The sequence below is a fragment of the Sporosarcina cascadiensis genome (assembly GCF_009650995.1).
Taxonomy (GTDB): domain Bacteria; phylum Bacillota; class Bacilli; order Bacillales_A; family Planococcaceae; genus Sporosarcina; species Sporosarcina cascadiensis.
In genome coordinates this window covers 263,293-277,416 of record NZ_WHVV01000003.1, presented here as the reverse complement: position 1 = coordinate 277,416, position 14,124 = coordinate 263,293, and the positions used below count along the sequence as shown (strand labels likewise).

At 44.3% G+C, this 14,124-nt stretch carries 17 protein-coding genes; 4 read left to right on the top strand and 13 right to left on the bottom strand.

Annotated elements, in window-relative coordinates; all coding sequences use genetic code 11:
* Window positions 1-50 precede the first annotated feature (50 nt).
* Window positions 51-1,559, bottom strand: coding sequence for a leucyl aminopeptidase (locus tag GDZ68_RS05295; RefSeq protein WP_194841064.1), 1,509 nt, complete (start codon window positions 1,557-1,559; stop codon window positions 51-53).
* A gap of 154 nt (window positions 1,560-1,713) precedes the next feature.
* Between GDZ68_RS05295 and GDZ68_RS05290 the strand changes: the two genes are divergently transcribed.
* Window positions 1,714-2,190: a divergent PAP2 family protein gene (locus tag GDZ68_RS05290; protein WP_153721210.1), complete on the top strand. Its 477-nt coding sequence runs from the start codon at window positions 1,714-1,716 to the stop codon at window positions 2,188-2,190.
* A gap of 65 nt (window positions 2,191-2,255) precedes the next feature.
* Here the strand turns inward: GDZ68_RS05290 and GDZ68_RS05285 are convergent, their stop codons facing one another.
* The 3 genes from GDZ68_RS05285 to GDZ68_RS05275 form a co-directional block, all read right to left on the bottom strand.
* Window positions 2,256-2,582: a YuiB family protein gene (locus GDZ68_RS05285; RefSeq protein WP_153721209.1), complete on the bottom strand. Its 327-nt coding sequence runs from the start codon at window positions 2,580-2,582 to the stop codon at window positions 2,256-2,258.
* 279 nt (window positions 2,583-2,861) lie between these two features.
* Window positions 2,862-4,076: an NAD(P)/FAD-dependent oxidoreductase gene (locus GDZ68_RS05280; protein WP_153721208.1), complete on the bottom strand. Its 1,215-nt coding sequence runs from the start codon at window positions 4,074-4,076 to the stop codon at window positions 2,862-2,864.
* Between the two features lie 230 nt (window positions 4,077-4,306).
* Window positions 4,307-4,672 (bottom strand): HesB/IscA family protein, encoded by a 366-nt coding sequence (locus GDZ68_RS05275; RefSeq protein WP_153721207.1) that lies wholly within the window; start codon window positions 4,670-4,672, stop codon window positions 4,307-4,309.
* 128 nt (window positions 4,673-4,800) lie between these two features.
* Here GDZ68_RS05275 and GDZ68_RS05270 point away from each other — a divergent pair, with 128 nt between their 5' ends.
* A complete protein-coding gene (locus GDZ68_RS05270; protein WP_228551018.1) occupies window positions 4,801-5,502 on the top strand; it encodes a DUF2225 domain-containing protein in 702 nt (233 codons plus the stop codon).
* Window positions 5,503-5,552: 50 nt separating this feature from the next.
* Here GDZ68_RS05270 and GDZ68_RS05265 read toward each other — a convergent pair whose 3' ends face one another.
* Window positions 5,553-5,792, bottom strand: a complete 240-nt coding sequence (locus GDZ68_RS05265; RefSeq protein ID WP_009498020.1) for a NifU family protein — start codon at window positions 5,790-5,792, stop codon at window positions 5,553-5,555.
* Window positions 5,793-5,875: 83 nt separating this feature from the next.
* Between GDZ68_RS05265 and GDZ68_RS05260 the strand changes: the two genes are divergently transcribed.
* The gene (locus tag GDZ68_RS05260) at window positions 5,876-6,202 is read left to right on the top strand and encodes a YuzD family protein (RefSeq protein WP_153721205.1); all 327 of its coding nucleotides are present in this window, start codon (window positions 5,876-5,878) and stop codon (window positions 6,200-6,202) included.
* A gap of 159 nt (window positions 6,203-6,361) precedes the next feature.
* Here GDZ68_RS05260 and GDZ68_RS05255 read toward each other — a convergent pair whose 3' ends face one another.
* Entirely contained in the window at window positions 6,362-7,429 is a 1,068-nt protein-coding gene (locus GDZ68_RS05255) for an NAD(P)/FAD-dependent oxidoreductase (RefSeq protein ID WP_153721204.1), read from the bottom strand.
* Between the two features lie 140 nt (window positions 7,430-7,569).
* Between GDZ68_RS05255 and GDZ68_RS05250 the strand changes: the two genes are divergently transcribed.
* The gene (locus GDZ68_RS05250; RefSeq protein ID WP_153721203.1) at window positions 7,570-7,806 is read left to right on the top strand and encodes a YuzB family protein; all 237 of its coding nucleotides are present in this window, start codon (window positions 7,570-7,572) and stop codon (window positions 7,804-7,806) included.
* 33 nt (window positions 7,807-7,839) lie between these two features.
* On the opposite strand, the gene GDZ68_RS05245 is transcribed toward GDZ68_RS05250, so the two are convergent.
* From GDZ68_RS05245 to GDZ68_RS05215, 7 genes are all read right to left on the bottom strand, one after another.
* Window positions 7,840-8,607, bottom strand: a complete 768-nt coding sequence (locus GDZ68_RS05245; protein ID WP_330583158.1) for a TIGR01457 family HAD-type hydrolase — start codon at window positions 8,605-8,607, stop codon at window positions 7,840-7,842.
* A 5-nt stretch (window positions 8,608-8,612) separates the two neighbouring features.
* Window positions 8,613-9,059 (bottom strand): DUF86 domain-containing protein, encoded by a 447-nt coding sequence (locus tag GDZ68_RS05240; protein ID WP_153721201.1) that lies wholly within the window; start codon window positions 9,057-9,059, stop codon window positions 8,613-8,615.
* A gap of 98 nt (window positions 9,060-9,157) precedes the next feature.
* Complete coding sequence (locus GDZ68_RS05235; protein WP_153721257.1) at window positions 9,158-9,475, bottom strand: YutD family protein; 318 nt, start codon at window positions 9,473-9,475, stop codon at window positions 9,158-9,160.
* Window positions 9,476-9,494: 19 nt separating this feature from the next.
* On the bottom strand, window positions 9,495-10,445 hold the full coding sequence (gene lipA / locus GDZ68_RS05230; RefSeq protein WP_194841063.1) for a lipoyl synthase: 951 nt from the start codon (window positions 10,443-10,445) through the stop codon (window positions 9,495-9,497).
* Window positions 10,446-10,598: 153 nt separating this feature from the next.
* On the bottom strand, window positions 10,599-10,736 hold the full coding sequence (locus GDZ68_RS05225; protein WP_228551017.1) for a MetS family NSS transporter small subunit: 138 nt from the start codon (window positions 10,734-10,736) through the stop codon (window positions 10,599-10,601).
* Complete coding sequence (locus GDZ68_RS05220) at window positions 10,737-12,257, bottom strand: sodium-dependent transporter (RefSeq protein ID WP_153721200.1); 1,521 nt, start codon at window positions 12,255-12,257, stop codon at window positions 10,737-10,739.
* Window positions 12,258-12,424: 167 nt separating this feature from the next.
* Window positions 12,425-13,993 (bottom strand): Na+/H+ antiporter NhaC family protein, encoded by a 1,569-nt coding sequence (locus tag GDZ68_RS05215; RefSeq protein WP_153721199.1) that lies wholly within the window; start codon window positions 13,991-13,993, stop codon window positions 12,425-12,427.
* Between the last annotated feature and the right edge of the window lie 131 nt (window positions 13,994-14,124).

Sequence of the window (14,124 nt, the reverse complement as noted above, 5' to 3'; positions counted from 1 at the left end):
TTATCCTATGCCCAGCATAAAAAAGGGACTGGGGAAAACGCCTACTGCCATTATTCCTCTTTTTCTGCTCCCAGACGCTCAATGAAAGCAGCCAGCGTCCGCACCATGACCCCTGTAGCTCCTTTTGGACCGAGAACATGCGGACTTGCCGCATCGGAAGTACCTGCTATGTCCAGATGGATCCATGGTGTATCTTCTGCAAACTCTCCTACAAATCCGCCGCCGAAAATCATATGGCCGTCACGTCCCGGTGAATTATTCAAGTCTGCTACAACGCTTTTGCGGATTCGCTTCTTATCACTTTCCGTCAGAGGCAGACGCCAGATGAATTCTCCCGTTTCTTCCGCCGCTTCTTCAAACTGCTGATAAAATTCCTCATTGTTCGTCAGTGTACCGGTCTTGTCATTTCCGAGCGCCACAATGACACCGCCGGTCAGCGTCGCGACATCTATCAGATATTCCGCTCCTGCCTGCTTGGCATAAGTCACAGCGTCTGCCAGCACCAAACGGCCTTCCGCATCCGTGTTCAGGACTTCGATGGTCTTGCCGCTCAATGAAGTGATGACATCATCCGGCTTAAACGCAGCGCCTGATACCATATTATCCGTCGAAGCAATCACTGCAATGACATTCTTCTTCGGACGGGACTCTCCTATAATGCACATAGCACCCAATACAGCCGCTGCACCGCCCATGTCACCTTTCATACCCACCATTCCTTCACGCGGCTTCAGAGAGTAGCCACCGCTGTCATACGTGATGCCCTTGCCGACCAGACCGACGACGTCAGTCCACTCCTCGGTTGCCTGGTATTTCAGTACAATCAGCTGCGGTTCTTCCACAGAACCCTGATTGACTGCAAGAATCGCACCCATGCCCAGCTCTTCCATTTCTGCTTTGCCCAGCACGTCAATCTCCAGGTCATAGCTTTCAGCCAATTCACGCGCATAATCAGCCATTTTAGACGGAGTCAGAACGTTAGGCGGGATATTAACAAGCGTCCGCGCTTCATTGACTGCGTGTGCATTGACCATGCCGACTTCTGCTGCAGCTTTGACGCTTTTGTCGTCAGCATTCGAAATGAATGTGATAGAACCCAGCGGCACATCAGCTTCATTGGAAGTAGTTTTAAAGCCTTCATATTCATATGCACCCATACTGATTCCTTCTGAAGCCAAAAAGGCAATATCTTCGCAGTCCAGCTCTTCATTGACAAAAGGGGCTGTCCAGATTGCAGCTGTTTTCACACGGTCCTGATGAAGCTGCTTTCCTACGGCCGCAAATAATTCGCGCACCTGCTGTTCAGTAAGTTCCTTCTGCTTGCCTGCTCCGATAAAGTAGACTCTTTTATACATCTGCTCAGAAAGTGCAGGCATCTTCGTCAGCTTTTTGAAATTCTGCTGTATATCATGTGATTTGATCCATTCAGGCACCGACGGATGAAACGCTTTCACGAATGCGTCCCAGCCTTCTATATTCTCCGGATGATCGGGTACTCCGATAATGAGTACGTCCACCTCTTGTTGATCAAAGCTTGTTGCAGTTTCAATTGTAATCACAGTTATTGTCCTCCCTTTTCCATAAGTTTCACTCTACCAGTATAGACTACTGAGTTTATTGGTTCCAATGGCAAGGATTGGGGATATTCATTTCGTTATGTTACGATTATGGTATACTTGTTCTCAATAAACGGAACGAAGGGTGTGGACTCATTTGGCTATTTTTGAAAACATACCGCTCCTCGCAGCGCTGTTTGCCATTTTATTTGCTCAATTTGTAAAAATCCCTATTCATTTCTTATTAACGCGTAAACTGGACTTTGGTTTAATGACTTCAACAGGCGGCATGCCCAGCTCTCACTCAGCAGCTGTTACTGCATTGACAACTGCCATTGCTTTTGAAGCAGGACTGCAATCACCATTATTTGCTGTATCCGCAATTTTTGCAGTTATCGTAATGTTTGATGCGACAGGAATCCGCTATCAGGCGGGTCAGCAAGCAATCATCATAAATCAAATGCGTGCTGATTTCCAAATATTTGTCGATGATCTGAAAGATTGGCCAAAGAAGGATAACGAAACAAAAATGCAGGAATTAAAAACATTACTGGGCCATAAGCCGAATGAAGTATTTTTTGGCGCCCTGACCGGCATTGCGATTTCGATTATCACGTATACAGTCATTTTATAAACATGAAAACACCAGCGGGTCAAATGAATCCGCTGGTGTTTTTTCTAATTTGTGCAACCGATGTTTTAAAACATTTGATATCCTTGTTTACGCAAGATTTTCATAACGAAGCCTGCAATAATCGCTCCAACCATTCCGCTTGCCAGAATGACAATGTCCACTGCATGAAGAGACATAATATTCGAGCCCAGCTCGCCGAAAGCATATCCCGGCTTGGTAATGTATTGATACATCGGTACATCATCAATAATGAAAATGACTACAATCGGATAAATGATGGCCATGAGCCACGTCATACGCAACAGCATATTCAGCAAAAAGCCGATGCCGAAGAACATAACAATAAATATCAAGATCGATAGCATCACCTGTGCTATAGATATCGTCTGCATTGTCGCTAACCTCCAGTTCATCACTTCAACATTTTACAGGATGAAGCGGCCGCTTTCAATAGGATGAGACAGAGAACAGTATATGGTGTGAACAGTTGTCATAGATTATTAAAAAATTAAGGCTCTGCAGGTTGTGGCTGGAGTTTGGAAATTTGACTTCACAGTACAAGTAGTGAGCAGTGCTTGGCATGAAGCATAAGCCCGCTTTTTACTTTAACATCGCATTTAGCAGGTTGCATACAAAAAAGCACACACAAATGTGCATGCTTTTTCTGTTGCTTACAGGAAGTCGAATTTCCCTTTTTTAATTGTCAGGCCTACTCCGCCTACCATGTAGAGCGCACGGTTGTCGATCATTTTTTTCATGAAGGACGCTTTTGCGCCTGTCAATTTCTTATCGAAAACAACACCGATTGCATCAGAATCACCCAGGGAGCAGACGCTTCCTTTTAGATCCGGTACAAATTCAGCTGTTTGTTTATTTTGAATCAGTGCAATGATATTATTTGCACACATATCACCTTGCTGCATCGCAATTTGTGCAGTTGGAGGATATGGGCGGTTGATTGCTTCATTGATCATGAGCGCACAGTCACCGATAACGAACACATCTTCAAAACCGGGAGCACGCAAGTCTTTATCCACTTTTACACGTGCACGCATATTTTCAATGCCGGACTCTTCAATCAAACGGTTGCCTCGAACACCGGCAGCCCACACGACCGTGCCTGCTTTTATGAATTCGAATTCATCTTCGCCTTTTTTGATCTTGACGCCTTCAGGTGTTGCTTCTACGACTGGAGTTCCAATGGAGAATTCAATGCCTTTTGCGCCTAGTTGACGAACTGCATATTCAACTAATTCAGGATCAAATCCTGGCAATACCATTGGTGCTGCCTCTACGCACAGAATGCGTACTTTTTCAGCTGGCACATCATATTCTTTACAAAGTTCCGGAACGCGGTTGCCCAGTTCCCCCAGATATTCAATGCCTGTGAAACCTGCTCCGCCGACTACGATCGTCAGACGGCTGTCATCCTTTTCTTCTTCAAGAGACCAAGTAGCAAACTGATATTCCATATGGTCGCGGATCTGACGTGCCGCTTTGACGTTTGCGATGGAAAGTGCATATTTATCCAACCCGGGAATACCGAATGTTTCACCTTCAAAACCAAGCGCTATCACCAGGTAGTCATATGTATGCGATCCGATATTAGTCGTAACGTTTTTATTGGCTACATCGATTCCTGTAACTTCCGCTTTAATGAATTTCGTTTTATTGCTGTTGATTACGCTTGAAATATCATAGCGCACATCTTCAGGGCTTAATGTGCCGGCCGCTGCTTCATGCAGCCATGTGGACTCGTAATGATAGTCATTTTTATTGATGAGAATAATATCCGCCTCATCCGTACCTAATGATTTTTGCAAATTCACAACGGTCATCAAACCACCGTAACCTGCACCCAATACTAAGATTGTCGGTCTTTTCACGTAAATCGAAACCACCTTTAAGTTTATTAAATGCCGAGTACGTGTAAAATCGATCAATACATAGTTTTACACAATGTGCCGGCATTTAGATCTGATTTGAACTAGCTTTACCTACTAATAGTAGCCCTTTTCGACAAGCTTTTCAACCGTATTCTAATTGTGCAAATAATCAATTATGACTACCAAAAACATGGCGTAATTCGAAGATTTGTTTCAGTCTGAACGTCACATTACTCGCAATCTGCAGGCGCTCCGGCTTTTTGTGCCGTACGGAATGAAGTGCCGCATCCGCAATTCGCGATAGCATTCGGATTATCGATGGTGAAGCCGCCGCCCATGAGGGATTCTTTGTAATCTACTTTTGTGCCTTCCAGAATTGCCGCGTCTTCTTTTTTTACCAAGACAGGGATTCCGTGCTGTGTATAAGTAATATCATCATCTTCTTGCTCTTGAGCAAAACCGAGCCCGTATGTTAATCCGCTGCATCCGCCGCCATTGACGGAAACGCGCAGATAAGATCCTTCTTCTTCGTTATGTTCCATCATTTTTTTTACGTGAAATGTTGCTGCTTCTGTAATTTCTACTGGATTGGTCATCTAATTCACTCACTTTCCACGTTTTGTTCTATCATATCAATGTTTTTCATTGGAATGCAAACAAATACTCCGCCCGTTAGGTCTATTTTGCTGTATAATAAGACTTATAAATGAAAGGAATGAGTATCATGGAAATTAGCCCTTTTTATGAAAAGAAAATGCAGTGCATGCTATGCAAAGAGCATTTTCCAACTACAAGAATCCGTTCGCGTCAAGTAAGGGTATCCAAGCACGATACTGATTTTAGACCTATATATGTAAACAAGGATATAAATCCCCTTTTCTATAATGCATCGGTTTGTCCGAATTGCGGTTTTGCTTTTACGGAGGATTTCTCTCCTTATTTTGCTCCCGGAACAAAGGAATTGATTGCACAGAACATTACATCCAGATGGCACAGCCGTTCATTCGGCGGCCAACGAACAAAGGATGAAGCAATCGAAGCTTATAAACTGACTTATTTGAGCGCCAGCTTCAAAAAAGAGAAACACTTGACCATGGCGGGAATGATGTTGAGGATTGCCTGGATTTATAGAGAAGCAGAAGAAGAGGCGGAAGAAATGCGCTATCTGGAAACATCCAGGAATCTATACATACAGGCTTTTTCTGAAGGTGACTACGTGGGAACGCAGATGTCTGAAACACGTGTTCAGTATATGATCGCAGAGCTTTCTTGGCGCATTAATGACCGGGAAGAAGCCATCCGTAATTTTTCGCGAGTCATCGAAGCTCAAAAAAGATCTACCGAGCCTACTATCATCCAGCTCGCAAAAGATCGCTGGCAGGAAATACGGGAGGCAGAAGCAGAACATCAGCCTGAAAATGGATAAAAGCGGTGCAAAGAAACATTCTCTTTGCACCGCTTCTTTCATTATGAAAATTAAAAGACTTGTTCAACTTCCACTACACCCGGTACTTCTTCCAATAACGCGCGTTCAATACCAGCTTTTAACGTGATGGTAGAACTTGGGCAAGTACCGCAGGCTCCCAGCAAACGAAGCTTGACGATTCCCTCGTCAATATCGACCAGTTCGCAGTCTCCTCCGTCTCGCAATAAGAATGGACGTAATTTATCTAAAACTTCTTTTACCGGTTCGTATAATTGAGTATCTGTTGTCATTGTAATCACACTCTCCTTTCCTTATACTTATTATAAACTGCCTAGCAGAAAAAATCCAATAATGATTCGGAGGTTTGATCAATATGTCACAAAAACCAGTAACAATTGAGGTCTATGGAGCAGAAATTATTTGTGCGAGCTGTGTCAATGCACCTTCTTCAAAAGATACGTACGAGTGGCTTGAAGCGGCGGTTTCCAGAAAGTATCCCGGCCAGCCTTTTTCGATTACTTATATCGATATCGAGCAGGAGACCGCAGATTCCCGCCAAATTGAAATCATTGAAAAAATCCGTGAAGATGAGTACTTTTATCCGCTTGTCATGATTGAAAACGAGATGATCGGTGAAGGTCACATCCAGTTAAAACCAGTTTTCAACGCGATGGAAACACATGGTTACCATGCAGGATAGGTTGATAATGAAAAGTAATAATTGAGAACATCTTTGCCTGTTTCATCGTAAAACATCTTTTATTCCGCAGTCATCCAGCATTTGGATGGCTGCTTTTTTGCTAACTGTAAAAGGCAGCTAAAGAAAAACCACCGCAGATGATCGCGGAGGTTTCCATTTTTACCCATTATGCCATTTATACATCCACAGTAAACCCGATTTCATCAGCCTTGCAATTCGCCCGGTTACTGTGCGGTCTGCCAGATACGCAAACCCTTGTTTCTTTCCTAATGAACCCATGAATCCTTTTAGTTTCAGTTCAGGCATTTTCTCCATCAATGGCTCGTCTTTCCAGATCAGACGCAGCACTTGAATGATTTGCTCAGCCTGGACTTCTGCCAGCTGCGCACTTGGCGCATGCGTAAGCGCCGCAATATCCCCTACTGCATAGACATTCGGGTAATTTGGAATTTGGTGGTATTGATTCAGCACGACTCGTCCTGAACGATCTTTTTGTATGTCCATTTCCTCAATAACCTGACTCGGCTTGATCCCCGCCGTCCATACGACAGCATCTACTTCAATTGTTTCTTCGTGATTATGAAGAGTGCTCTCACCGACTTTTGTTATGTTTGAATTGGCAACCACTTCTACATTATTCTCGTCAAACCAGCCTTTCACGTAATTACTTAAACGCTCCGGGAAGTCACGCAAAATCCGCGGACTGCGGTCAAACAGTTTAATATTCAGATCCGGCCGGCTTTCACGCAGCTCACTCGCCAGCTCAATACCACTTAAACCGGCCCCTACTATCCCTACTGTTGCCCCTCCGCTCAGTCCGAGAAGAGTCTGGTAGGTAGTTCTGGACTTGCCGATTGTCTGAATGCTTAGTGTATGTTCTGCAGCACCGGGCACATCATGATAATTGTCCACATTTCCCAGACCGATGACCAGATCATCGTATGTCAATACCTGTCCGTCTTTCAGAACGACTTCATTCTGCTCCGGCTTTATTTCCTGAATCTCGCCTTCAATCACTTGTAACTGCTCATGATTCGGAATCGCCACTCGAATATCTGAATCAGGAACCGTCCCGGCAGCCAGTGCGTAAAATTCTGTTTTCAGACTATGAAACGGTGTCCGGTCCACAAGTGTGATTTCCATGTCGTCCGGCAAGTCTTTATTCAGCAGGCGAAGCAATATGCGCATATTGCCATAGCCGGCACCTAGTAATAGTAATTTCCTCATAATGTTCTCCTTCTATGTCTATATTTCCGCTCAAACCTCATTTGCTATTATAGCAGTATGTGATTCTTTTCACAATATGCCATGTTCATTGACGGTAAACTAAAAAAAGAGTACCATTCCTAGTAGGCGAGGTGAGAAAGATGAATCCCATCGTGGAATTCTGTATCAGTAATTTGGCGAATGGTTCCTATCCAGTATTTGAGACATTAGAAAGAGACCCGAACATTGATGTACTTGAGTACGGATGTTTGAGCTACTGCACTAAATGCGCGGATACACTATATGCGATCGTCAACGGTGAACTAGTTGAAGCGGAGACGCCTGATGAACTGACAGCAGCAATCTATCAATTCATCGAAGAGAATCCACTTTTTTAATTATAAAAAGCAGCATAGCCTTAGACGCTATGCTTATTTTTTTGGCCAATCAGCCAATGAAGGAAGCACATAAGTCGGCAAAACCTCTTTGATCAGCACTTCTTCAGCAGGAGTCACACCGGTAGCGACATAAGCAGTATCAATGCCGTAGCGGATGCCTGCCAATATATCAGTATCGTAATTATCGCCGATCAGTACCATTTCCTCTTTCGCATAATTGCCATGCTGTTGAATGAACTCCAGCATATGAGGAGCCGGCTTCCCGACCACAACCGGCTTCGTTCCCGTTGCGGCTTCCATCAGTTGAAGGAAGGAGCCGTTGCCCGGAACCAGTCCGCGTTCTGTAGGGAATCTCTTATCTTCATTGGTCCCGAGAAACTTTGCGCCGTTGCGAATCGCAAGGCAGGCTTCCGACAGCTTGCTGTACGTAATTTGACGATCCAGCCCCATCATCACAACATCGGGATTTTGATTGGTAATCGTAATTCCCTCTGCGTCTAAGGCCTCTTCCAGGCCTTCTTCCCCAATCATCATTACACTCGCGCCTGCATAGTTTTGTTTACAGTACCTTGCGAGTGCTATGGCAGAATTCATAATATGATCGACATCCGTCCGTACACCGAAACCTGCCAGTTTTTTCAGCTGAGCAGCACGTGTCAGCGCTGCATTATTCGTTATGAAGTATGTCTCTGCATTTGAGGCCTGACATCCGTTGACGAAATCCACTGCCTCTGTAATAGGTTCTCTTCCGCGATACATTGTGCCGTCTAAATCCAGACAATACGCCTTATAGTTTGCCATACCCATTACTCCGTCGGCAGAAACGCAGAAACAGGTCCTAATTCATTTTCCAGGTAATCACGGACTTGTTTCGGAAACTGCCTTAACTCTTCTGACGTCTCGCGGATTGCTTGTTCCACTTCACATGTTTTCACTTCAGTAAACTGCCGGACAATCATCGGACGAAGTGAAATAAACGCACGCAATGGACGCGCCTGCTCGGGTGTAATCACTTTTTCATCTTCCAGAATATCAATTATATCCTCATAACTGCCGGGGTCTCTCATGATGAAACCATCAATCATTGAATTTCCGACATCAATGATCCCTTCGATTAAACCGTGTGCAATACGTTCAAGAGCAAGCTTGTTTAATTCATTTTGCTGCCAGCCGCTTTCTTTTTCAAAAATACGAAGCAGCTGCTCCATATATGCAAGTGTTTTACTAATTTGTTTCTGATCGACGAAATACATAACGCCTCTTCCTCCCTATTGTTTAACTTCCTCTATCTTATCATATTTTTGCCTGAACAAATAAAAGCTCCAGGCATTTTTAGCCCGAAGCTTTCATTTTAATCTTGTTCTTTTTCCGTTTTTTCTTGCGTCTCAGGTTTAACTTTACCGATTTTCTTCAAAATGAAATAGGCACATCCGAAGTTACAGTATTCATAAATATAATCCTGTACTGTGCTGATTTTCGTTTCGTAGGTAGACTTGGCATTGCGGTCTTCGAAAAATCCCTTTAACCGCAGCTGTCCATAACCCCAATCACCCAGAATATAATCATACTTCAAGAGTACTTCACTAAACCGTTCATTCAGTGCTTCCTCATCAAACCCTTCACGAAACTCTTCCGCTATTTCATATTGCATATTCTCTAAAATAACCATAGTAAGCTTCACTTCCATATTAGCTGCTCGCTTGCTGTTCCAGTTCAAGTCGCTCGTCGCCTTTGCGCTGCTTTTCCTTAGCGGCAGCATTGACCTGCTCATCAGCATGATAGCTGGAGCGAACCAGAGGCCCGGCCTCACAATGCGAGAACCCTTTTTCCATTGCAATCTTACGTAATTCACCGAATTCATCCGGTGAATAATATTTTACCACTTTTGCGTGTTTTTTTGTTGGCTGCAAGTATTGGCCGATTGTCATGATATCGACGTCATGTGCACGAAGGTCATCCATCGTTTCGATTATTTCCTCCACAGTTTCCCCAAGGCCCACCATTAAGGAAGATTTAGTCGGAATCTCCGGGTACATCTCTTTTGCACGTGATAATAATTCCAATGAACGGTTGTATGTTGCACGTGCACGGATTCTTGGAGTCAATCGGCGGACTGTCTCGATATTATGATTTAGAATATCGGGCTTTGCATCCATTAGACGCTGCAGATTATCACGGTCTCCGCCCATGTCGGACGGCAGTACTTCAATGGTAGTAAAAGGATTGCTGCGGCGTATTGCGCGGATTGTTTCCGCAAAAATACCCGAGCCGCCGTCTTTCAGATCATCCCTTGCAACCGCTGTCACCACAACGTGCTTTAAGTTCATTAGTTCAACGGATTCTGCTACGCGTTCCGGTTCTGCAGTGTCCAGTTCATTCGGCAAGCCTGTTTTGACGGCACAGAAGCGGCAGGCTCTTGTACATACAGCACCTAAAATCATAAAGGTTGCAGTACGGCGTTCCCCCCAGCATTCATGGATATTCGGGCAGCGCGCCTCTTCACACACTGTATGTAAATTTTTCTCACGCATCAATTTCTTTAAACCTGTATAGTTCTCATTGGTGTTCAGCTTAATCTTCAGCCAATCGGGCTTCTTAATATGCTCTGTCTTTCTTCCGGTTTCAGGTCTACACGACAATGCTACCTACTCCATTCTGTTGATAGATTCTACTCAAGCCAATGTAACATAAATTCTGAAAACCTTCAATTAAGTTCGCCGCTGCAACGAACAATAATATGGTGATTTATTAAAAAAACGTCTACAGCGAAATACGCTGCAGACGCCCTGCGGTCATTGTTCAGTTTTGTATTTCTTTCTGAACTTTGACAAAACAGTCGCATAGAAGATGCTTAAAAACAGACCACCCCAGATGATCGTGACACCAACCAGCATCATGAGTATAGCGGAGCCGCTCATTCCGTTATCCATTTAAAGCCCTCCTTTATCTTCGTCATAATCTGATGATACCCGTGTATTGTCTTTCCACTTGAATGCAGTGAATACGATGGACATGACAAACGCGCCAATGGCAACCGGCCAGCCAATCGTCCATAAGAAAGAAGTCGGGTACCCTTCATAGTTTTCAGCGATATTATCTTTGATCAAGAAGAACATCATGGTCCCCAGTAAAAGCGGTGTAATGACTGTCAATGACAATTTCCACCACCAGCCAAGACGGATATCTGAAACTGCATTGGCATGCTGTTCGAATACGCCAAGCTTTCTGAATACCCATGCCAGCAGGATTACTTCCACCAGACCGATTACAGCAATACCGAATTGGTTGATAAAGTAATCTGCTGCATCAAGGAAATACAGACCGCCATTTGTCGCGTACAGCATAGAAATTGCTGCAGAAAGTCCAACACCGATCGTAACGGAACGGCGTCTTGAAATATTGAATTTATCCGATAATCCCGCAATATACGTCTCACAGATCGATATGAGTGAGGTAATACCTGCAAGGAGCAGCGACAGGAAGAAGAATGCGCCGAATATCCCATTCATCCCGGGCATCTGATTGATAATTTCCGGGAACACAACGAAGGCAAGACCGACTCCAGCTGCTGCGACTTCACTGACATCCACGCCTTGTTGAGTTGCCATGAACCCAAGAACCGCGAACACTCCAATACCTGCGAGCAATTCAACAGATGAGTTGGCAAAGCCAGTAATAAACGCGTTATTTGTGATATCCGATTTCTTCGGCAAATAACTGGCGTACGTAATCATGATCGCAAAGGCAATGGATAAACTGAAGAAGATGTGCCCGTATGCAGCTACCCACACACGAGGATTCGTCAGCTGCTCCAAGTCCGGTTTAAAGAATGCATCCAATCCAACCATTGCTCCGTCAAGTGTGATCGCACGGATGACGACGAATATGAAAAGTATAAAAAGGACAGGAATAAATATCCGATTCGCCAGCTCGATCCCTTTCTTGACACCGCCCAGCAAAATAACGAAACAAATTGCCCAGACAAGCAGAAGCGGTAATGCAACTCCTCCTACCAGCCCTCCGACATCCCCCGGATTATCCGCTAATTTCAGGACATCTCCAAAGAAGAAACCTTCAGGATCTTTCCCCCACTGCAAATTAAAAGAGTAAATTGTATACTTCATTGCCCATGCAATGATGACCGCATAGTAGGTGGAAATAACAAATGAAACAAATATTCCCCACCAGCCCAGAAATTCCGTCTTTTTACCGCCTAAACGGAAAAAGGAAAGCGGTGCGGATCCACGGTACTTATGTCCGATTGTGAATTCCATGATCAAAATCGGAATACCTGCTGTCAGCAATGCGAATAGATACGGAATAAAGAATGCTCCGCCGCCATTCTCATATGCGACATACGGAAAGCGCCAAATGTTTCCAAGCCCGACCGCAGAACCGACCGCCGCCAAAATAAAACCAGCTCTCGTTCCCCACTGCGAACGATTTTCCATACTGCTCTCTCCCTTCAAAAATATTATTTCACAAAACTTAGCACCATTCACTTTTTTCTGACAATTCAAGTTCTGTATATTTAGTATAAACAGTACTTTTCAACATGTCAAAACATTTTTTTAGACTAAGAGAACCATAGTACCGGCACTCTTAGTCTAATGTGAGTTTACGCTGTGCGTGCCTGCCGCTGTCTGCCTTTGGCCGTCCAATACGTAAATAATACTATTAAAATAATAACAACTGCTGCTAAACCAATCCAAACTGAACCTGTCAATCCAAGGACGAAATATCCTAAAGCAGAGACACCTGCCGCCACTAGTGCATAAGGCAACTGGGTAGCTACGTGGTCCATATGATTACATCCTGCCCCTGTAGACGACAGAATGGTCGTATCTGAAATCGGTGAACAGTGATCACCAAACACTGCTCCTGCAAGCACTGCCGCTAATGCAGGCAATAGCAATTCAGGAGCTGCATTGACCATGATAGTTCCTGCAATCGGTAATAGAATTCCGAATGATCCCCATGAAGTTCCTGTAGAAAATGCCATTAATCCTGCCAGAATAAATATCAATACAGGCAAGAAGGCTACCGGAATATTCAATTGCTCCACCATAGTAGACAGAAACAGACCTGTATCAAGTGTAGCGATCAATTCTGTTAAACCCCAAGCAAAAATCAAGATCAGAATCGCAGGCATCATTGCTTTCAGCCCGCTGATGAACGCACGGCCCATCCAAGAATAACTAGCCGTATTATTCACTTTCATTTGCACCATATATAAGACCATCGCCAGAACTGTTGCCGTGATACCACCAACCACTAATGATTTCGGAACATCTGTATTCTCGAAGATTGCCCATATATCGAAAATGCCCGCTTCTTTATAGCCCGTGTAGATCATCATACCGAGTGTGACAACAATCAGCGTCACGATCGGGGCTACCAGATCACGTACTTTTCCATGTGTATGCTCGGGAAACTCTTCCTTAAGCTGACCGGGAATCTCTTTATCTGGATCGTAAAGCAAACCTTCGTTGGAAGCACGATCCTCATGCTTTTTCATTTCAAAAAAGTCATAGTTCGTCCATGCGAAGAATAAAACCATGGAGAGCGTCGCAATCACATAAAAATTCATCGGCGCCATCATAATGAAGGCGGTCAGAGGTGAATAGCTGACTGCAGCTGTTGTCCCCAGTATAAGTGCCAATTGCCCGATCAGGAATGCGCCCCAGCTGGAAATCGGCGAGACTACACAAATCGGAGCAGATGTCGAATCAATAAAATAAGCGAGTTTCGCACGTGATATTTTATGCTGATCCGTAATCGGTCTCGCAATCTGACCAACTGCCAGTGCATTAAAATAATCATCCACAAAAATAGCGATTCCGAGAATCATCGTCAGCAATTTCGCTCCGCGTTTCGTCCGGATGCGTGTCACCGCCCATCTTGCAAATGCTGCGCTGCCGCCGGACAGGCTGACAAACGCTGTGATGACACCAAGCAATAATAAAAATAGCATAATAAATATGTTATACGTATTTAGTCCGCCATCCCAAAATGAAATCGTCATTGCCGTCCAGACATTTTTCAATGTCTCCACGGGAGAAAATGACGCGATGAGCAAGGCCGCTGTAACAATTCCCGCCCCCAGCGACAATAATACCCTCCTCGTAATCAATACCATGACGATAGCGATAACAGGAGGCAAAATGGATACCCACGTTCCAATCATATCAATTCCTCCTCTTCTAATTGCCAGATCATATCGACCATACAAAAGGATTAAAGAGCAAAAAACCGGCTCCGCCAAGTTATACAAACGTGTAGGAGTCGGCTAAATTAATCTGCGGATCATTCATTATA